13 protein-coding genes are annotated in these 21,113 nt (G+C 69.7%); 8 read left to right on the top strand and 5 right to left on the bottom strand.

All coding sequences use genetic code 11. The features are described from left to right. Positions 1-22: 22 nt before the first annotated feature. On the bottom strand, positions 23-910 hold the full coding sequence (locus AB0I04_RS30695; RefSeq protein ID WP_360892041.1) for a fumarylacetoacetate hydrolase family protein: 888 nt from the start codon (positions 908-910) through the stop codon (positions 23-25). Between the two features lie 205 nt (positions 911-1,115). On the opposite strand from AB0I04_RS30695, the gene AB0I04_RS30690 reads away from it, so the two are divergent. Beyond that, positions 1,116-2,159, top strand: coding sequence for an aldo/keto reductase (locus AB0I04_RS30690; RefSeq protein ID WP_360892038.1), 1,044 nt, complete (start codon positions 1,116-1,118; stop codon positions 2,157-2,159). 161 nt (positions 2,160-2,320) lie between these two features. After that, on the top strand, positions 2,321-3,091 hold the full coding sequence (locus AB0I04_RS30685; protein WP_360892035.1) for a GNAT family N-acetyltransferase: 771 nt from the start codon (positions 2,321-2,323) through the stop codon (positions 3,089-3,091). Positions 3,092-3,269: 178 nt separating this feature from the next. On the opposite strand, the gene AB0I04_RS30680 is transcribed toward AB0I04_RS30685, so the two are convergent. Then, the gene (locus AB0I04_RS30680) at positions 3,270-4,496 is read right to left on the bottom strand and encodes an ROK family transcriptional regulator (RefSeq protein WP_360892033.1); all 1,227 of its coding nucleotides are present in this window, start codon (positions 4,494-4,496) and stop codon (positions 3,270-3,272) included. Between the two features lie 393 nt (positions 4,497-4,889). Between AB0I04_RS30680 and AB0I04_RS30675 the strand changes: the two genes are divergently transcribed. Together AB0I04_RS30675 and AB0I04_RS30670 are read left to right on the top strand one after the other, a co-directional pair. Further along, a complete protein-coding gene (locus AB0I04_RS30675) occupies positions 4,890-7,607 on the top strand; it encodes a glycosyl hydrolase family 65 protein (protein WP_360892030.1) in 2,718 nt (905 codons plus the stop codon). A 344-nt stretch (positions 7,608-7,951) separates the two neighbouring features. After that, positions 7,952-11,383, top strand: coding sequence for a glycoside hydrolase family 3 C-terminal domain-containing protein (locus AB0I04_RS30670; RefSeq protein ID WP_360892027.1), 3,432 nt, complete (start codon positions 7,952-7,954; stop codon positions 11,381-11,383). A 294-nt stretch (positions 11,384-11,677) separates the two neighbouring features. On the opposite strand, the gene AB0I04_RS30665 is transcribed toward AB0I04_RS30670, so the two are convergent. Beyond that, complete coding sequence (locus AB0I04_RS30665) at positions 11,678-12,283, bottom strand: NAD(P)H-dependent oxidoreductase (RefSeq protein WP_360892024.1); 606 nt, start codon at positions 12,281-12,283, stop codon at positions 11,678-11,680. Positions 12,284-12,472: 189 nt separating this feature from the next. Here AB0I04_RS30665 and AB0I04_RS30660 point away from each other — a divergent pair, with 189 nt between their 5' ends. Beyond that, positions 12,473-13,078: a response regulator transcription factor gene (locus AB0I04_RS30660; protein ID WP_360892022.1), complete on the top strand. Its 606-nt coding sequence runs from the start codon at positions 12,473-12,475 to the stop codon at positions 13,076-13,078. Here AB0I04_RS30660 and AB0I04_RS30655 read toward each other — a convergent pair. Next, positions 12,998-14,725 (bottom strand): histidine kinase, encoded by a 1,728-nt coding sequence (locus tag AB0I04_RS30655; protein ID WP_360892019.1) that lies wholly within the window; start codon positions 14,723-14,725, stop codon positions 12,998-13,000. The genes AB0I04_RS30660 and AB0I04_RS30655 overlap by 81 nt on opposite strands. Positions 14,726-14,825: 100 nt before the next feature. Between AB0I04_RS30655 and AB0I04_RS30650 the strand changes: the two genes are divergently transcribed. The 3 genes from AB0I04_RS30650 to AB0I04_RS30640 are packed head-to-tail and all read left to right on the top strand — an operon-like array spanning position 14,826 to position 18,874. Beyond that, positions 14,826-16,025: a hypothetical protein gene (locus AB0I04_RS30650; protein ID WP_360892016.1), complete on the top strand. Its 1,200-nt coding sequence runs from the start codon at positions 14,826-14,828 to the stop codon at positions 16,023-16,025. A gap of 46 nt (positions 16,026-16,071) precedes the next feature. Then, complete coding sequence (locus AB0I04_RS30645) at positions 16,072-17,997, top strand: serine hydrolase domain-containing protein (protein ID WP_360892013.1); 1,926 nt, start codon at positions 16,072-16,074, stop codon at positions 17,995-17,997. Positions 17,998-18,028: 31 nt separating this feature from the next. Then, entirely contained in the window at positions 18,029-18,874 is an 846-nt protein-coding gene (locus tag AB0I04_RS30640) for a class I SAM-dependent methyltransferase (RefSeq protein WP_360892010.1), read from the top strand. A 136-nt stretch (positions 18,875-19,010) separates the two neighbouring features. Here AB0I04_RS30640 and AB0I04_RS30635 read toward each other — a convergent pair whose 3' ends face one another. After that, entirely contained in the window at positions 19,011-20,813 is a 1,803-nt protein-coding gene (locus AB0I04_RS30635) for a CocE/NonD family hydrolase (RefSeq protein WP_360892007.1), read from the bottom strand. Positions 20,814-21,113 lie beyond the last annotated feature (300 nt).

The following is a 21,113-nucleotide window of genomic DNA, read 5'->3' as shown; positions in this document are numbered from 1 at the left end:
GGTGCGTCCCGCCCTCGGATCCTCACCGTGGTGTGGCCGGGTCGGCGAGCCATGCCATCGGCTCGTTGCCCGCCACGACCGTGCTGGTGAGAGTACCGACCTCCGCGATGGCGATGGCGATCTCGTCCCCGGCGGCCAGGGTGAACGGCAGCTCCGGGACCAGGCAGGTGCCGGTGGCGAGGACGGCGCCGTCGGGGAACACGTCCGCGCGGAACACGTAGCCGACCAGGTCGTCGAGCCTGCGGTTCAGCTGCGCGGTGCTCGCCGTGCCGGTCCACGCGACGTCGCCGCCGCGGCGGATGGTGAGCTCGATCTCCAGCGCGTACGGGTCGGGCACCTCCCAGGCGGGCCGGACGGCGGGGCCGGCCGCGCAGCCGCCGAGGTAGATCTTGGCCTGCGGCAGGTAGAGCGGGTTCTCGCCCTCGATGGTCCGGGAGCTCATGTCGTTCACAACGGTGTAGCCGACGATCTCGGCGTGCCGGTTGAGGACGAGCCCGAGCTCAGGTTCCGGCACGTCGACCGAGGAGTCGGAGCGAATCGCGACGGTCTCGCCGTCGCCGGTCACCCGCCAGGCGGCGGACTTGAAGAACAGCTCCGGGCGCTCGGCGTCGTACACCTGCTCGTACACGTCGGCCGACCGTTCGCTCTCGGTGATCCGCGCCTCGCGGGAGCGCCGGTACGTGACGCCGGCCGCCCAGACCTCCATCCGTCCGTCCACCGGAGGCAGTGTCCGTACGGCGGCGGCGTCGTGACGCGGGCCGTCGGCCGTGCGGCAGCGATCCCGCAGCTCCGCCAGCGGGAGCCGGAGCAGCTCGCCGAGGGTCTCGCCCAGTTCGGTGACGGTCGACCCGTCGGAGACTCCCACCAGCGGACGGTCGCCACTGGCCGCAACGAAACGGACAATGTGCACGCGATTCCTCATTCCACATCGAGAACGCCGTCCCAGAAACGTACAGCGGGAGGATGTGGAGCGGTCCAGCGTGTGAGCCTGGTTCTGCCAGACCCAGGTTGCGGAGAGCACTGGGTGGGCCGACGTCCCGCGACGACAGTGGTGCGTGCCGGAAAGGTTCCGGCCGCCGGGCGTCCGCCCGGACACCTTCAGGGAGCACGTCACCGTGGTTCACCTTCCCACCCGCGCCCTCGGCACGACCGGCATGGACATCACCCGCGTCGGGTTCGGCTCGTGGGCGGTCGCGGGTTCCGGCTGGCGCTTCGGCTGGGGCGCCACCGACGACGCCGAGTCGATCACCGCGATCCGGCACGCGATCACCTCGGGCGTCAACTGGATCGACACCGCCGCCTACTACGGCCTCGGCCACTCGGAGGAACTCGTCGGCAAGGCCGTCGCGGACCTGCCCGAGGCCGACCGGCCGTACATCCTCACCAAGGCCGGGCTGGTCTGGGACCCGGACGCCCCGGAGGCGGCACCCCGCCGGACCATGAAGCACGTACGCCGCGAGGTCGAGGACTCGCTGCGGCGGCTGAACGTCGACCACATCGACCTGTACCAGGTGCACTGGCCGGACACCGGCACGTCGATCGAGGTCGCGGGCGACGGCAGCGACGCCGTCTCCCCCGACGCCACGCCGCTGGAGGAGTACTGGCAGACGATGGCCGACCTGAAGGCCGAGGGCAAGGTCCGGGCCATCGGGCTGTCCAACCACTCGGTCGAACAACTCGAGGCCGCCGAACGGCTCGCCCACGTCGACGCCATCCAGCCGCCGTTCTCGGCGATCAACCGGTCCGCCGCGGTCGAGATCGCCTGGGCGGCCGCCCACGGCACCGGTGTGATCGTCTACTCCCCGCTCCAGTCCGGACTGCTCACCGGCGCCTTCTCCGCCGAGCGTGTAGCGAACCTGCCCGCGGACGACTGGCGCGCCGCCCATCATGACTTCACCACCGGCCTGACCGCCAACCTCCAGGTGGCGGACGCCCTACGACCCATCGCCGAGCGGCACGGGACGACGGTCGCGGAGGTCGCCATCGCCTGGACGCTGTCCTGGCCCGGCGTCACCGGCGCGATCGTCGGCGCCCGCAGGCCCGCCCAGGTCGACGGGTGGATCGGCGCGGGCTCCGTCGAACTGACACCGTCGGACCTGGCCGAGATCGCGGACGCCATCACCGCATCCGGCGCGGGCACCGGCCCGGCGCGCCCCTGACCAGCGCAGCGGCATCTCGTCGCCGTACGGCTCCGGCCCCGTCTCGGGGTACCCGCGCCCGAGAACACGCTGCCGGCTAAGAAACTCTCATCAATCCTGGGTCGATCGAGGCGCAGAAAAGTGATCGCCGCTTGGATGCATGGGTCATTACTCTCGGCCAGGTGAGTGAGGATCTTCTGGCCGCCTATGACGAGCATCTGCGCGGGACGGGCGTTCCCGCGCTAGGCGCATGGATCGAGCAGGACGGTCCGCTGCTGCGGGTCGTCGGAGAGCATCGCGGATTCGTCACCGGTCCGCGCGACTTGTCCGACCACGACGTCGACGCTCTCATCGCCGCGCAGATCACCTTTTTCGGCGCACGCGGCGAGGCTGTCGAGTGGAAGGCCCGTGGCCACGACCTTCCCAGCAACCTGCCCGATCGGCTGCGAGCCGCAGGATTCGTCGCCGAGCCCACCGAGACGGTCGTGATCGGCCGCATCACCGCGATGCCGGCCGCACCTCCCGCTCCCGACGGCGTGGTGATCCGCCGGGTCGGCGGCGAGGCGATCCCCGCCATCGTGGCGATGGAGTCACAAGTGTGGGGGCGCGACTGCGGCTTCATCGGTGACCATTTGGCCGGGAGGCTGGCCGCCGCTTCCGACCGGCTGGCGATCTTCACGGCGGAGGCCGCCGGCCAGGTCGTCGCGGCCGCCTGGGTGGTCCTCCGCGAGGACGGGGTCTTCGCGTCCCTGTGGGGCGGGTCGACACTGAAGGCGTGGCGAGGCCTCGGTATCTATCGGACGCTCGTGGCCGTCCGGGCGCGCTTGGCCGCCGAGCACGGCTACCAGTACCTGCAGGTCGACGCCTCTGACGACAGTCGCCCCATCTTGGAGCGCCTTGGCTTCAACCCCGTCACCACCACGACCCCCTACGTCTGGTCGCCGCCGGCCTAACCAGCCTCGCCACTGCTCCAGCCAGGCGTGTCGGCGAGGCTCTCGCCGCGCTCAGCGCCGCCGTCGTCGTGGATGGAAGTCAGATACGTGAAGCCCCCGGACCTTCACTCTTCGGTTCTAGGAGTCGTCGCAACACCCCTTCCCAGGGGAGCGATGGGCTTCGAGATCCGCCCGCCTGTCAGGTTGTGGATTGCTGGATCGCGGTGGCCACGGCGCCGAACAGTTCGGAGCGTTGTTGAAGCCGGCTGGTCTGGACGGTGACGGCCTGTGCGCTTGCCGGTTGGGCGTATCGGTCGATGGACTCGCGGACGCCGGCCGCCAAGGGTGCGCCGGCCGCACTGAGTTCGCCGCCGAGGATGATCGCGGCCGGGTTGAGGCAGTTGACGAGGTCGGCCAGAACCATGCCGATGGTGCGTCCGGCGTCGGTGATCACGCGGGCGGCGGCGGGTTGGGCGGCGAGCTCGGCCAGTGGTGGGAGGGCGTCGGGTTCGGTGGCCGGTTCGGTGGCCGACGACAGTACGTGTGCCAGTTGGTCGCGTACCTCGGTGATCGACACGACCGTTTCCAGGCAGCCGCGGTTGCCGCATCGGCACAGGTTGGTGGCGCCCTGCAGCCGAGTGTGGCCGATTTCGCCCGAGATGCCGGTCGATCCGGGGTAGGTACGTCCGGCCAGTACCAGGCCGGCGCCGATGCCGTGTGATGCCTTGACGTAGAGGAAGTCGTCCACGGTGCGTGCGGCGCCGAAGGTGTGTTCGCCGCGGGCTCCCATGTCGGCGTCGTTGGCGACGCTCACCGGGTGGCCGAACCGGCGGCCTAGTTCCTCTGCCGGACTGAGGCCGATCCACTCGCTCAGAATGGTGGGAGCGCGTACGACCTGGGTGCGTATGTCGAGAGGGCCGGGGATCCCGGCGGCGATGCCGACGATCTCGCTTTCGGTGTGATCTGTCGTCCGCAGGATCTCGCGGGCCAGGGTGGCCGCCGCGTCCAGTGCTCGTTCCGGCCGGCTGTCCACGTCCAGCGTGGTGGAGGACTCGGCGAGCAACCGGCCGGTCGTCGTGGCGATCGCCGCCGTGACATGGGAGTGCCCGAAATCGAGGGCCAGCACGATCCCGGGTCGGCGCCGCAAGGCGATCACCGTCGGCCGTCGTCCCCGCCCGGCCGTGCCGGAGTCGGCCGTTGTCTCCTCGGTGATGAGTCCTTCGGCGAGCAGCGACGCCACTGCGGTGCCGACCGCGCTGCGTGACAGTCCGGTGAGACGGCTCAGGTCGGCTCGGGTCACGACGCCGTGTTCGGCCAGCACCGCGAGCACCTGGTCATGGGTTCGTCGCCGGCGCGCGGAGACCGAAGACGACGGGGACGTCTCCGTCGCGTGTGCCGGGTCGAGAGGGAGTTCATCGGTTGCCACATGGCTCATTATGCCGTTGAAAAGAATAAATATCACGCTCTATTCACTCTTGACGGCGTATTTAGCCCGATCATACGTTGACGTGCCAAGGCGCCTACCTGACGGACACCGAATCACCTGGGCAAGGATGTGCGTCGCATCATGACCAGATCGCATTCCCACCCCGATCGCTCCCGCCGCCCCCTACCGTCCGCGTCTGCCGACGACAGACCGAGGCTTGATGCCCGGCGTCGCAAGTCGGCCTGGATCCGTTCCGTGGCCGTGGCGACTGCCGCGATATCGATGATGATCAAGCCGGGTAACCGTGCCAGGTCCGGCGGTCGAGGCCGCAGCCGGGCTGCCGAGACCACGATGCCGTCTCCCGCGATCCGTCCACCTGCCCGCTCGCGGACGATGAGGAGTACGGCGTGCGTCGCGCTGGCGCTCGGCTGCGTGGTGCTCGGCGCGGTGGCGGTGCCCGCCTCGGCTGCGCCGCTACCGGGTCTCGGCAGCGGCGACGAGGGCTGGGTGCTGAGCACGAACGACACCTCGAAGAACTACTCCCCGACGTTCGTCGGCAATGGCTACCTGGCCGCGCGGGTGCCCGCGCCGGGCGAGGGGTACAGCAGCACGCCGATCGTCACCCAGTCCGAGCTCGCCGGCTTCTATGCCGCTCCCGCCGGGCAGTACGAGCGGCGGGCCAGCCTGCCGAGCTGGACCACGCTCGGCTTCGGCCGCAGCGGCGGCGTCTATGGCACGCCGGGGAGTTGGTCGTGTGCGTTCGACCAGTTGTGCCCGACCCGGTACGGGCAGATCTCCGGCGGGGCATTCGTCGAGACGTCTCATCCCGGCTCGATCGCCGGTGGTTACCTGGCCGGTCTGAACACCAACAACACGCCGACGGGCGGCGGCACCGACGTCATCGCGATCCGTGACGCGCCGGCCGGCAAGGCGACGCTGGCCGTGCGGTACGGCAATGGGAGCGGCGGCCCGCAGACGATTCATCTCGGCGTGAACGGGGTGTTGCAGCAACTGACCGTGCCCAGCCTGTCCAGTTGGGACGACTGGGCGGTGGTGACCGTGCCGGTGACGCTGAAGGCGGGCGCGAACACGCTCGAGATCACCGTCGCCGAAGGTGACACGGCGCGGGTGAACGTGGACTACCTCGCGCTGTATCCGGACGGCGGGCAGCCGCCGACGAAGATCGCCCCCGCCACGGTCGGCACCACGGGCAACTACAAACAGTCGCTGGACCTGCGAACCGGTGTGCTGGCCACGTCGTTCGACTGGACCTCGCCCGCGGGTGACACGACGAGCTTCGCCTACGAGGTCAACGCCAACCGTGCGGAGGGCCATCTGGGTACGGTGAGCGTGAAGGTCGTGCCGCACTGGAGCGGAACAGCCACTGTGGTGGATGAGTTCGACGGCCGGGGGCTGAACCACGCCTCCACCACGGACCCGCACGTGGACGGCAAGACCGCGACGCTGTCACAGACCGTCGTGAGCGACGGGAAACTTGCCACCGCCGGGCTGAACTCCGTGCTGCGCATCAACGACAAGACCGTGCCCACCGAGGCGATCGCCGCACCTGGCGACGGCAGCGCCGGGCAGAGTGCGGCCTTCCCCGTCAGCAAGGACAAGCCGTACCGGATCACCAAGTACGTGGGTGTGGCCTCTAGTGTCGACACCGACCGGTCGCTTGAGGCCGCGACCCCGCAGCAGGCCGCCGCGGACACCGCCGCCCGCGCCACCGCGGGGGGCTACCAGCACGCCCTCGCCCGTAACAACGACGCCTGGTCACGCCTGTGGCAGGCGAGCATCTCCATCCCCGGTGACACCGCCATGACCGCGCGGATCCACGCGTCGATGTTCTATCTGCTCGCGAGCATGCGTGCCGGCGTCACCTGGAGCACCAGCCCGGGCGGGCTGTCCTCCGACGGCTACAACGGTCACGTGTTCTGGGACATGGAGACCTGGATGTACCCGTCGCTGCTCGCCCAGTACCCCGACATCGCGGTCGGCGCGAACACCTATCGGCAGAAGCTGCTGCCCGCGGCCGAGGCCGAGGCTGCGAAGCTGTCCACTCCCGACCGCCCGATCAAAGGCGCGAAGTTTCCCTGGGAGAGCGCGCTGACCGGCAAGGAGACCATCCCGCCGGGAAATACAGAGGGCAAGAGCGAGATCCACATCGACTCCGACATCGCCCTTGCCCAGTGGCAGTACTACGAGGCGAGCGGCGACACCGCCTGGCTGCGAGACAAGGCCTGGCCGGTGCTCAAAGACATCGCCGACTACTGGGCCACACGCGCCGAGCCCGATCCGGCCGGCGGATACGACATCAACAACGTCATGGGCCCGGACGAATACCACGACAACGTCGACAACAGCGCGACCACCAACGCGGGCGCGCAGGCGTCGCTGCGCATCGCGATCCAGGCGGCCGGCATCCTCGGCCGGTCCGCCGACCCGGCATGGAAAACGGTCGCGGACGGCCTGAAGATACCGGTCGACGCGAAGGCCGGCATCCACCCCGAATACGACGGCTACACCGACCAGACCGTCAAGCAGGCCGACGTCACCCTGCTGCAGTACCCCTGGGGTGTCCCGATGTCGCCCAGCTTGGCGCAGAACGACCTCGACTACTACAAACAGCACACCGACCCCAACGGCCCGTCCATGACCGACGCGATCGCCGCCATCAACGGCGCCGCCCTCGGATCACCCGGCTGCACGGTCTACACCTACCTGCGCAACAGCGCGGACCCGTACCTGGCCGCACCGTTCAACCAGTGGTACGAGACCCGCAACGGCGGAGCGTTCACCTTCACCACCGGCGAAGGCGGCTACCTGCAGGAGTTCATGTACGGGTTCACCGGACTGCGCTGGGGAACCGACGCGATCACCGTCAACCCCTTCCTCCCACCGCAGGTGCCAGGCCTCGACATCACGAGAGTGAAGTGGCACGGGCGGACGTTCGACCTGTCAGTCGGCCGGCAGACAACGAAGCTCACCCTGCGCTCCGGCCCGCCGCTCCCGGTGCGGGTCGCCGGCAGCGGCGTGCGCCAGGTCACGCCCGGCACGGCGCTCCAGGTGCCCACCAGGCACCCGGCAGGCGACGCCACGCACTGCTAGCGGTAACCACGTCGGGCCCGGCCCCTGCCACCCCGCGATCGCCGTGATCGATGGCACGGCGTAGCAGGCCGATCAGACCCGAGCGTCACCGACCGTCCACCTCGGCTGGGTGTGCCCGGACGCCCCCGGCCGAGGTGCGCACCCCCTCCACGACGACCTCCATCACGCCTACCTGGCGGATCCGCTGAATCAACCGAACAAAGGATGTGTGTCGAATCATGACCAGATCGCGTCCCCCCCGTGGTCGACCCCAACGCCTGATCACGGTGGTCGCCAGTGTGGCGATCGCCTGCGGAGGGCTACTCCTCCCCGTACAGTCCTCGTCGGCCGACGACCAGCCATGGATGAACGCGAAGCAGAGCCCGTCGACGCGGGCGGACGAACTGCTCAAGGCGATGACTCTCGCCGACAAGGTGAACATGCTGCACGGGTCCGGGGGGTCCCCGGTCTCCACCGTCGGATACATCGCGCCGATTCCGCGGCTGCACGTTCCCGGTATCACCATGACCGATGGCCCGGCCGGTGTGCGTGACAATACGGACAAGAGCACCGAGCTGCCGTCGCCGTCGGCCGAGGCGGCCAGCTTCGACCCCAAGGTCGCCGAGGACTACGGCTCGGTGCTCGGCGGCGACGCCCGGGCGCTCGGCCAGGCTCAGGTGTTCGGCCCCGGGCAGAACATCCAGCGCGTTCCGGTCAACGGCCGCAACTTCGAGTACTACAGCGAGGACCCCTACCTGTCCGGCACGATGTCCGGCGCGGACGTTCGCGGCATCCAGAGCCACGGCGTGATCGCCACGCTCAAGCACTACGTGGCCAACAACCAGGAGAACAACCGGGACCGCGTGTCGGCCAACATGGACGACCGCACGCTGCACGAGATCTACGAGAAGAACTTCGGCGTGGCCGTCGCCGACGGCACGCCCGGTTCGGTGATGTGCTCCTACAACAAGATCAACGATGTGTACTCCTGCGACAACAGCGACACCCTCGGGTCGCTGCGCTCGCAGCTGCGCTTCACCGGCTTCGTGGTATCGGACTACCCGGCCACGCACGCCACCACGTCGATCAAGGATGGGCTGAACGTCGAGCTGCCGGACGGGGTGTACAACACCCTGCCGAACGTGCAGGCCGCGCTGAAGAAGGGCTCGATCACGACGGCCGACATCGACGCCCGGGTGCGCGAGACGCTCACCGTGCTGTTCAAGTTCGGGCTGTTCGACCGCGACCCGACCGCCCGCAGCCCGATCGATCAGGGCGCCGACAACGCGGCCGCTCAGCGGATCGAGGCCCAGGGCGCGGTGCTGCTGAAGAACGAGGACAAGGCCCTCCCCCTGGACTCCTCGACGCACAAGATCGCGGTCATCGGAGACCCGGCAAAGAATTCGGCGCAGGGCGGCGGTAGTAGCCAGGTCGCCCCGCTGTCGGTGGACAACGCCTACGACGCCATCGTCTCCCGCGCCGGTTCGGCGGCCACCGTCGCGTACGCGGACGGATCAAACCTGGATCAGGCCGCGGCGACCGCGAAGTCGGCCGATACCGCCCTCGTGTTCGTCAGGGATTATGAGTCCGAGGGCGGCGACCGGTCCAACCTGAGCCTGCCGAACAACCAGGACGCCCTCATCAACGCGGTGGCGGAGGCCAATCCGCACACGGTGGTCGTGCTCCAGACCGGCTCGGCGGTGCTGATGCCCTGGCTGACGAAGGTCAAGAGCGTGTTGCAGACCTGGTACCCGGGCGCCCGGGGTGGTGCGGCCACCGCGCAACTGCTGTGGGGCGACGTGAACCCCTCCGGCAAGCTGCCGCAGACCTGGCCCAAGAGCGACACGCAGACGCCGGTCAGCACCACGGCGCAGTACCCCGGCGTCAATCTCGAGGGCTCCTACTCCGAGGGCGTCTACGTCGGTTACCGGTGGTACGACAAGCACGACGAGACCCCGCTGTTCCCGTTCGGCCACGGCCTGTCCTACACCGGGTTCCGCTACAGCGACCTGCAGCTGCAGCACTCCTCGGGCAACTCCACTGATCCGGTGACCGCCTCATTCAAGATCACTAACACCGGCGACCGAGCCGGAACCGAAGCGCCGCAGCTGTACGTCAGCAAGCCGGACACCTTGGCGCCGACGCCGCCCAAGGAACTGGGCGCCTTCGGCAAGGTCCAGCTCGCCCCGCACGAGACCAAGACGGTCACGCTCACGGTGAACCCGCGAGAGTTGTCCTACTGGGACAGCGGCGCGCAGGCCTTCACCGTCCAGGACGGTTCCTACCCGATCGCGGTCGGCGGCTCGTCCGCGTCGCTGCCGCTGCACGCCACGTACAAGGTCAACAAGACCGACGGTCCGGTGCGCGCAGACGTCTCCGGGCTGTCCGGCCTCGCCAAGCCCGGGACCACCTACACGGTGACGACCAAGGTCAGCAACCTGTCCGACTTCACGCTCACCTCGGGCGCACTCAAGGTCACCGCGCCGGCCGGCTGGTCGGTCACCCCGCAGCAGGGCGACATCAAGGCGCTCCCGGCGGGCCGGCGGACGACGCAGACCTTCCAGGTCTCAGTGCCGGCAGGCGCCAAGGCCGGGCCGGCCGACTTCTCGGTCACCCTCAGCGGACAGGTGAACGGAAGAAGCACGTCGGTCACGCGAACGCAGCACCCGAACGTGCCGTACGCCTCGGTGACGGCCGCCGCCGACACCGTCGGCGTCTCTGACAACGGCAACCCCGGTGCGGGCAACTTCGACGGCAGCGGCTACAGCTACTCGGCGCAGAGCCTCGCGGCCGACGGCGTGACCCCCGGCGGCACGGTGAAGGTAGGCACCGCCACGACGGCGTTCCCCTCACAAGCCCCCGGTACCCCGGACGCGGTCAGCTCGTCCGGACAGGTCATCAAGGTCAGCGGGACCGGCAAGGCCCTGGTGGTCCTCGGCGCGGCCCACAACGGAGCCGCCCGCGGCACGCTCAAGACAACCTTCACCGACGGCACCTCGACCGACGTGCCGATCGACTTCTCCGACTGGTACAGCAACGCCCCGACCGGCCTGAGCTCCATCGTGGCGACCGGCCAGTGGAACCAACCGCCCAGCGGCGGCATCGGCCAGCACGATGTCAGTCTCTATGGCGAGGTCTATCCGCTGCCGGCGGGCAAGACCCTCGCCTACGTCACCATGCCGACCGTCGGAAACCTGAACCTGTTCTCCATCAGCACCGACAACCCCGGATCGCTGCCGAAGGCACCACCCGGCCAGTCCTTCGCCTCGGCGGTGAACAACGCCGCGGTCTCCGACGACTCGAACCCGGGCGTGGGCAACTTCGACGGGGCCGGCAACAGCTACTCCGCCCAGGCCCTCGCCAAGCACGACATCACCCCCGGCGATCCGGTCACCGTCGAGGGCACCCGGCTCACCTTCCCGTCCCAGGCACCAGGCACGCCCGACGCGGTGTCGGCAGAAGGCCAGACACTCACCGTCGACGGCACCGGACACAAGATCACTCTGCTGACGGCTGCCAGCAACGGGGAGGTCCTCGCGTTTCTCCAGGTCAACTACACCGACGGCACCAATGAACTGGTCCCGATCGATGTGGCCGACTGGTACGACAACAGCCCGGCGCCCGGCGGCAGCCTGGTCGCCACAACGACATGGAACCAGAAGCCCGGCAACAACACCCCCCACGACGTCAGCCTCTACGGACTGACCATCGACACCGGGGCATCGAAGACCGTCACGTCCATCACCCTGCCCAAGGACAACCGCCTGAAGGTGTTCACCGCCGCCGTACACTCCTGACCCGCGGTATCGGACGTCGTTTCGACTGCCACAGCGGTCCCCTGCGGCCCGACCTCTCCGGTCGGTTACGTTGTGCCTCAGGGGCTGAAATGCAAAGCGTCCCCCGGCAACAGCCGAGGGGACGCCATTTCAGTCCATCCGCCGGTTGTGGCGAACGGACGCGGCGAAGGCCCCGGCGACGAGATCGCCAGGGCTGATTGCGTTCTCGGATGCTGAGACGGCTGGAGAGAAAGCGCAGGTCACAGCATGATGGCGCTGTGGCGTGTCCTCTCGCAGGTATACCAACGCCCATGCTCAGATCGAGCGTGCCAGCTCGGCCGCCCGCGCCAGGTGTTCCGCCCTGAGGTCCGCCCAGCGCCTCGGGTGGTCGTCGCCCGCGTCATTGCGCATTACCGAACCACCGAACACGACAAACTCGCTCGACTTGGCCCGCTCGCCGATTCGGTCGGTGAGCATGGCGGTCTTCATCGCCTGGTAGCAACCCGACGATTCGAGTTCGGCGATGCTGTATCCAGCCGTGCACAGCGCGAACGCCTTCCGTACCACGGGCAGCCGCGCAGGCTTGTATGCGTAGCCGACCGTCCACACGCGGTCGAACCAGCCCTTGAGCAGTGCTGGACAGTCGGCCCACCACACCGGGTAGATGAACGCCCATGCATCGGCGGCATCGAGTCTTGCATGCTCGGCGGCCACGTCGGCGGGAACTCCCGTGTCGGGCCGGTGGCCGGATTCGCGCTCGTACTCCTCTCGTGTCAGCTCCGGGCGGAACCCCATCGCGTAGAGGTCGGAGACCGTGTGCGTGTGTCCGGCGTCGCCAAGCCCGCGAAGGAAGGCGTCGAGCACTTCATGTGTGAAGCTCCGCTCACTGGGATGCGCGTATACGACGTGGGCATGGGTCACTCGGCCATTCTGGCAGGGCTGATCGCGTTCGCAGCTGCTGAGACAGGCGATGAGTGCAGGTCACAGCTTGATCGCGGTGCGACGTGTGCTCCCACAGGTATGCGCATCGCCCTATCGTCCGAGTGTCGGGAGCTTCCGCCCGGCAGGATGATGTCTGGGACCCTTGCGCGGACTTATCGGGGAGTGGGCATGATCCGGGTACTCCTGGCCGAGGACATGCATCTCATCCGCGGTGCCCTGATCGCGCTGCTGGATCTGGAGCCCGACATCGAGGTGGTCGCCGAGGTGTCCAGGGGTGACGCCGTGCTCCCGGCCGCGCTCGAGCACCGGCCGGACGTCGCGGTGCTGGACGTCGACATGCCGGGTGTCGACGGGCTCACGGCGGCCACGGCGCTCGCCGACCGGCTGCCGGACTGCCGCGCGCTGATCCTCACGGCGCTCGGCCGCCCGGAGATTCTGCGCCGGGCGCTGACCGCCCAGGTCCGAGGGTTCATGGTGAAGGACTCGCCGCCCGCCGAGCTGGCGGAGGCGATCCGCCGGGTGGCCGCCGGAGAGTTCGTGATCGACCCGCCGCTGGCCGCCGCGGCGATCAAAGCCCGGCCGAACCCGCTGACGGCGCGAGAGGTGGAGCTCCTGCGGCTGGCCGGGGAGGGCGCCGAGCTCTCGGAGATCGCCGCACGGCTCCACCTGACGAAGGGCACCGTGCGCAACTACCTAGGGGCGATCGTCACCAAGCTGGACGCCCGCAACCGCATCGACGCGGTCCGGATCGCCACCGAGGCCGACTGGCTGTAGGACCAGGAGCTCGTACTCCTCCCCCGGGCGTGGGCCGACCGTGAGCCGGCCGCCCATCGCCGTCACGCGTTCGGTGAGGTTGCGGACCCCCTGCCCGCCCGGCTCCGCCGTCGTCTCGGGCACGCCGTCGTTGGTGACGCGGAGACGGCCTGTGCCGTCGGCGATGGACACCTCCACGGAGCAGGTACGGGCCCGGCTGTGTCGAAGGACGTTGGTGACGGCCTCGCGCAGCACGGTCGCCAGCAGCGCGTCGACCGGTTCCGGCAGGCCGTCGGGGGACGCCCCGACGCGTACGGCGATCCCCGCGGCGATGAGGACGTCGCGCGCCGAGGCCAGCTCCGTCCGGAGGGACATTCGCGGGTCGTCTCCCGGGATGGCGCGCAGGTCGCCCAGGGCCCGGCGAGCGGTCAGTGCGATGTCGGCCAGCTCGCGTTCGCTCCGGTGGGGGTCTCGCTCGGCCAACTCGGCCTTGACGATGATGGCGGACAGACCGTACCCGAGCAGGTCGTGCACGTCCCGGGCGATGCGTCGCCGCTCGCGGGCCAGGGCCATCGCGGCGAGTGCCAGGCGCGCCTCCCGCACCTCGTGGACGAGCCCGGTGAGCAGGGCCAGCCCGTAGAAGATCAACGCGATGGTCACCGTGTCGAGCGTCAGGGACGCGGCCTTCCCCAGGGGGACGGAACGGGCGAGCAGGACGACGGGGACGCTCAGGACGACGGCCCCGAACAGCGGCCATGCCAGCCGTCCGCCGATGATGATCAGAATCGAGCCCGCGGCGAAGCCGACCATCCTGGGCTCGGGAGCGCCCGGGCTCAGGAGCGGCAGGCAGGCGAGCACGGTCTGGACGGGCAGCGTCCAGCGGGCGTGGCGGGGCCGTACGCCGGGAGGCCGCGGCAGGCAGTGGTAGACGGACAGCGCGATGATGACCACGAGGGAGCCCAGACCGGCGGCCAGCAAGAGGGTGGGCGGAGACGCGTCCCACACCGCGATCGCGCCGACGGCCAGGTACTCCAGGTGTGCGGCGACGACGATCGGCAGCGCGAGCCTGGGCGTCAGGTCGGTGGGTGGCGGCTCGGTCGGGGCGGCGGGTGTGGTCCGGACGCGCACCGCGGTCTGCCGGGCCAGGCTCAGGATCTCCTGGGTCCGCCCCTGCGCGGCGAGGTCGACGATCTCCGATAGGGCCGACCCGAGTGCGGCGTCCAGGTCGTGGGAGAACCGCTCGCGTTCGCCCGCGACTGATTCGGCGGCCAGTTCGCCGCGGGCGGCGCGGAGTTCGGCGCGCAGGTCGCTGAGCCTCGTGAGGCCGTAGACGGTGACCCCGATCGCCAGGGCGTTGCCCATGGCGTTGGCGCAGGCGTAGACGTCGCCGAGGTTCATCAGCCCGGCGGCGGCCACGACGGCGGCGAACAGCGCCCAGCGGACCCGGCCCCTGACGATCAGCAGCACGGAGGCGGCGAGGAAGCCCGGCGGCCCGGCCCAGGGGAACAGCGCGGCCTGGGCGACGAGGGTCCACCGGCCACGGAGCGGCTTCGTCTCCGGCAGGCAGTGGAGGACCTGCAGGCCGAGCATCAGGATCGCCGGAACGCTCGGGTGGATCAGCCACGGGTCCACGGCCACGCCGACGAGGACCACGACGATGATCACCACGTCGTGATTTTAGTTACCTGTCCGGATCATGCGTTCTCCATGTCAGGTCCGTGTGCCCGGCACTGGTGGCGTCCACGCCCGTCCGGAGATCGTCGATGTCATGACCAGAACGCCTTTCGGAGCCACCCGCGTCGCACTCGGCACCGCCTGTGCCGCCGTCCTCGCACTCGCCTCCGTGCCGCCCGCTCACGCGATCGCGCCGACGCGCGGCGAGGTCGTCTCCACGACCCGCGTCGCGACCATGTCGAAGGCACGCACCGCCGAATACCTCGCGAAGATGAACTTCGGCTCGCCGAAGCCCGAGTACGGGGTCGAGGCGTACCGCGTCGTGTACCGGACCGTCGCCGTGAACGGCCGGCCGACGACCGCCAGCGGCCTGGTCGTGCTCCCCCGCGGCGAGCACCACCGGCTGCGGACCGTCGTCTACGAACACGGCACCAACGCGACGAAGAAGGCCGCGGCGACGGTGGACGCGGGCAGCTACGACCGCGCCGCGTCGGTCCTGTTCGCCGGGGCCGGGTTCGGCACCGTCGCGCCGGACTACCTCGGGCTGGGACTCGGCCCTGGCCGCCACCCGTACATGGACCATGCCTCCGAGACGAGCGCCTCCCTCGACATGCTGCGCGCGGCGGAGAAGGTCGCCGCTCGGCACGGGCGCACCCTGGACAGGCGCGTGCGGGTCACCGGCTTCTCCCAGGGCGGCGCGGCCACGATGGCCCTGGGCCGCGCCCTGCAGGCCAAGGGACGGCTGGCCGCACTCGCGCCGGTCAGCGGGCCGTACGACGTCGAGCACGCCGAGATCCCCGAAGGGCTGCACGGAACGTCGCTCGACCCCCGAGAGGTCACCTTCTACCTCGGGTACTGGCTGACGTCGATGAACCGGCTGCACCACCTCTACGCCGACCCGTCCGAGGCGTTCCGCAAGCCGTACAGCGCGACGGTCGAGACGCTCTTCGACGGCGACCACACCCCGGCGGAGATCGTCACCGGCCTGCCCGCCACGCCCCGGGAACTCCTCACGCCCGCGTTCATCACGAGGTTCGATCACCCGACGGGCGGCCTGGCCCGGGCGCTCCGGCAGAACGACGACACCTGCACGAGCTGGACGCCGCGCGTTCCCATCCGCGTCTACGCCGCGCGCGGGGACAAGGACGTGACCATCCGCAACGCCCGGAACTGCGTCCGGGCCCTGCGCGCCCACGGCGTCGCCGCGCCGCTCATCGACGTCGGCGACACCGACCACAACGGATCGGCGTTCCGGTCGATCCCGCAGATCGTGACCTGGTTCTCGTCGCTGTAGCCGAACCGTCATCGACGTCCGACCGGCGCATCTCGATGGAGTGAGAATGTTGAAGAAGATCGTCGCGCTGCTGTTCACCGGCGCGCTGGTCGTCGGGTCCGTGGCCCCCGCAGGGGCCGCGACGGGCTACGCCGGCGAGCGGGCGCGCCGGCACGCGCCCGCGCTGCGTGACGTCGGCGCGGCGGTGGACGGAATCGTGCCCGGCCTGCTGGCCAAGGACCGGATCCCCGGAGCGGCGGTCGTGGTGGTGGCCGGAGGACGACAGGTCTTCGCCCGGGGGTACGGCGTCGCCGACGTCGCCGGGCGCAGGCCCGTGGACCCCGAGCACACCGGCTTCTTCATGGGCTCGATGGCCAAGCTGTTCACCGCCACCGCCGCCCTGCAGCTGGTCGACCAGGGACGGCTCGACCTGCACACCGACGTCAACCGGTACCTCACCGACTTCAAGATCCGCGACACCTATCCGGGCCGGCCCGTCACCCTGGAGAACCTCCTGACCCACACGGCGGGCTTCGACGACGACATCGTCGGCGCCGCCCGGGCGAACCCGGCCGACGTCGAACCCCTCGGCAAGAGCCTGGCGAAGCGGCAGCCGGCGAGGGTACGCCCGCCGGGCACCGTCGTGGCCTACGACAACTACGGAGCTGCTCTGGCCGGGTATCTCGTCGAGGTCGCGTCCGGGGAGCCGTTCGCGCGGTACGTCGACGAGCACGTCCTGGATCCTTTGAAAATGAGCGCGACGACGTTCGCCCAGCCGCACCCGGCCGCGATCGACGCCACCCTGGCCCGCGGCTACCGGCCGGCCGGCTCCGGGTACGCCGCCGAGAAGGGCCAGTACGGGCCGTGGTCGCCGACGGGCGCGGGACCGGTCTCGACCCCCGCCGACATGGGCCGGTTCATGCTCGCCCAGCTGGCGAACGACTCCCGGCTTGGCCGGAACGTCGCCCGGCGAATGCAGCAGCATCACTTCGCGCAGGACCCGCGGATCCCCGGCATGGGCTACCAGTTCGAGGAGCGCCCGCGTAACGGCCGGCGGGTCCTGTTCAAGGACGGCGACGTGCCGGGCTTCCACGACCAGATGGCGCTGCTCCCCGACGAGGGCATCGGCATCTACGTCGCCTTCAACGGCGACGGCACGGACGCGGTCGCCGGCTGGGACGGCCTGAGCGTCATCGATCGTCTCATCGACCGGTACCTCCCCGGCGGGACGGCCGTGCCGCAGAACACCGGGGCCGGCGACGCGTCCCGGTACGCCGGGACGTACCGGTCGGTCCGCACCAGCCACCACGCCCTGACCAAGGTCTCCACCCTCGTCGCGCCGGTGACCGTACGGGCCGACGGCGCCGGGGCCCTCACGACCACCGGGCTGACCCCCGACCCGGCCCACCAGACCCAGCACTGGGTGCAGACCGGGCCCGGCCTGTTCCAGGAGCGCGGCGGCCAGGACCTGATCGCCTTCGACGGCAAGGGCATCCTGTCCGCGTCGGCGACGCCCGCGGAGGCGTACGAGAAGCTGGAGTGGGCCGACACCCCGGCACTCTACCTGCCGATGTTCGGGGCGGGAGCCCTGGTGCTGGTGCTCTGCTTCCTGGGCGTCCCGGTGGCCGCGCTCGCACGGCGGCTGCGCGGGCGCCCCGTCCGCTCCCGCGCATCCCGCGCCGCCTGGCTGACCGCCTGGGTCACCGGTGCGCTCGCCACGGCGTTCCTGGCGGGGTTCGCGTCGCTGATGACCGACGGCAACGCCCTCACGGAGAAGATCATGCTGGGCTCGCCGTCGCTGACCGTCCTGCCGGTCGTGATGGCCGTGACGTTCGTTCCGGCCGCCGGTGTCCTCGTGGGCACGGCCACCGCCTGGTGGAAGGGCTGGTGGGGCTGGAGCGGACGGCTCGCGTACACGGCGATCGGCCTGGCGGGAGTGGCGTTCCTGAAGGTCGCGCTGACCTACAACCTCGTCGCCGTGCCGTTCTTCTAGTACCCGTCCCCCATCCCCGAAACGAGGCGTCATGGACCGCGAAAAGATCGAGCTCACCCCTGTTCAGAAGACGATGCTCGCCACCCTGTACGCCAGGGCGCTGGACAGCCGTGCCCCGCACTCCATCCTGGGTGACCGCACCGCCGACGAGGCGGTCGGGCGCATCGACTACGACTGGCGCAAGACCGGTACGCAGGCACCGTGGGACGCGGCCATGCTGGCGCTGCGCGCACGGCAACTGGACCGCTGGACCGCCGAATTCCTGGCCGCCTATCCCCAGGCCACCGTGCTGCACCTGGCCTGCGGCCTGGACACCCGGGTACACCGGCAGGTCCCGTCATCGTCGGTGCGATGGCTGGACGTCGACTACCCCGAGGTCATCGACCTGCGCCGCCGGCTGCTGCCCCACCCCGGCGGGGACTACCGGATGCTCGGCACCTCGGTCACCGATGAGGGGTGGCTGGAGGAGATACCCGCCGACCGCCCGACGGTGGCCGTGTTCGAGGGGCTGACCATGTACCTGCACGAGGAGGAGGGCAGGCGGCTGATCGAGCGGATCTGCGAGCGGTTCACCGACGGGCAGTTGCTGTTCGACTGCTTCAGCACGAGGCTCGTCCGCTGGAGCCGCCGGTTCTGGTGGATGGGGGGCAGGCTGCGCGAGGTCGCGCGGAGCTGGCACTGGGGCATCGACGACCCGCGCGCGCTGGAGGGCTGGCATGCGGGGCTCGAGTACGTGGACGACCTGTACGTCGTCGACCAGCCCGACGTGGACAAGCTCCCGACCGCGGCCCGGCTGGGCCTGCGGCTGGGCGCGCGCTTTGGCGGCCGGGACAGCGGCCGCGTCCTGCGCTACCGGTTCCAGAGCCGCGCCGACTGACGCTGATCGTGGTCCGCCCCGTTCGGCCGGTCCTCGCCTGGTGGGCGGGCGACTCCTCGGCCGCAGACGCGCGCCGAGACGTCATGCGTACGGTCGCGACCACGCCGGCCGCGACCGTACGCGAAGCTCGATCGAGCTAGTTCCCGCTGGACGTACCGGCGACCAGCGGCAGCGAAACCGAAGTGCCGGCCAGGTCGACGGTGACCTTGGCCCCGGTGCCGGTTTCGGCGTCGCCGAGGTCAGCGTCCGTTCCGGTCAGCACCAGACCCAGCCGGTGCCCCGCCTTGAACTCGTAATCCTGCGGCAACATCGACCAGGTGATCTGGTACGACTTGCCCGGCGTCAGCGGTGTCGTGCGGCTCAGCGACTTGTGGTTCTGCGCGTCCATGATTCCTCGGGAGACCACCTCGAATCCGGACGTCACCGTGTCGTCGGCGGCCCTGCGGTAGCAGCCGTCGTCATCGGCCGTGCCCTCGCCGACGCAGTCTTTGCCGTCGATGAACTTGAGGCCTTGCCCGGGGCCGCGGGAGTTGAGGCGAGTGTCCTGGCCGTAGTCGACGAGCAATACGCCCAGGTTGGCGGTTGGCTTGTCCAGCTTGACCCGCAGGCTCACCGACGGCGTTCCGGACATTCGCACCACGTTTTTCAGCGCCGGGGTCAGGAACGCCAGCCGGTACGGCTGCGCGGTGCCGGGGTCGCCGGCCATCGCGGCCTCGCTCTGCTTGGTTTCGAGGTAGCCGCCGATGCCTGTCGATGGCTTCCGACCCAGTGAGCCGTCATGCTGCGGTCGCAGGGTCGCCGTCCGCGTCGGCGCCGGCCAGTCGGCCTGGGTGATCCAGCGGTCCGGGCCGAGCTGCACGTCGGCGCGGGGCTGCCGCATGATGTCGTTCCGGACGCCCATCAATTCGTGGTCGAACCACTTGTGCAGGGTGTTGACCCACACGTCGCGGCGGCCCCAGAACGGATCGAGGTGCCCGTACTGCGTCACCCACGCCTTGCGCTGCACCCCGCGGGGCAGCCCGGCCCACCACGTGGAGAACTGGTCGGCCGTCACGTTCCGGTCCTGCATTCCCACCACCGAAAAGACACTGGCGCGTACGTTGCGCACGTTCGACACCGGTCCGGTCCGGTAATCGAGTTCGTGCCAGTAGGCGTTGTAGTTGCCGGTGGCGTCGTCCTCGCCCTTGATCATGCGCTGGTGCACCGCCGCGCATTTCTCCTCCGGATCAAGGTCGACCCGCCTGGCCAGCCATTCCTGCCCACCCTTGAACCACGTGATGGTGCCGTTCATGCGCCACTGGTCATACCAGTTGGTGGTGCCCGCGAGCGGCACGATCGTCTTCAGGCCCGGCACCCCGGTGCCGGCGACCCCGATGGCGAGTCCTCCTTCGTACGAATGGCCGATCATCCCGGTGCTTCCGGTGGTCCAGGTGGCTTTCACCGGGTTGCCTTTCGCGTCGTACGCGGTCGCCCGGCCGTTCAGCCAGTCGATGACCGCCTTGCCGCCCAGCACGTCGGATGGACCGCCGGAGGTCGGACAGCCGTCCGACAACCTGGTGCCGATCATGTCGACGGACACGAACGCGTACCCCCGCGGCACGAAGTAGTTGTCGTACCACAGCGGAAACTTCGTCGGGTTCCCATTGGCGTCGTATTTCTTGTGGTCATTCTCGAAGCCGGCGCCCGGCTCGTCGAAATACGGACTTTCGTGCATGATCACCGGGACCTTGAGCCCGGAATTCGTCTCTTTCGGGCGGATGATGTCCACCCGGACCCGGTCCTTTTTGCCGTCGCCGTCGCTGTCGACCGGCGACTGCACCCAGACGTATTCACGGATGGCGTTTTTGTAGGAGAAGACAGGCTGAGTGAGGCCACCGGAGATTTTGATCCTCGGCTTCGCCGCAGCGGGCGCGGCGGGAGCACCGGCGACCACGAGCACGGTCGCGAGTGCGCCTGCGGCGAGGAACCCTCGCCGTTGCGGGTTTGACATGTGCACCCCGTTTGAGTCGGTTGATACCGTCGGCGACGTCACTATGACATCAGTATGACGCCATCGCAACGCCATAGTGGCATCACGTGGCGTTTCCGCTTGTCAGTGCGGGTGTGCCGGCCAGACCAGCGGCGGCGCACGGGGCGGTGGCGGCGAGTGCGCCGACGGGCAGCGGCAAGCTCGTCGTGGTGCGGGCGAATGGTGAGGGTGCGACCGGCTTTGGTTTTGGTGCAGCGCGAGCTCAGAGGG

The organism is Actinoallomurus sp. NPDC050550 (assembly GCF_040655075.1).
Lineage (GTDB): Bacteria > Actinomycetota > Actinomycetes > Streptosporangiales > Streptosporangiaceae > Actinoallomurus.
This window is presented reverse-complemented; position numbering and strand designations above follow the sequence as displayed.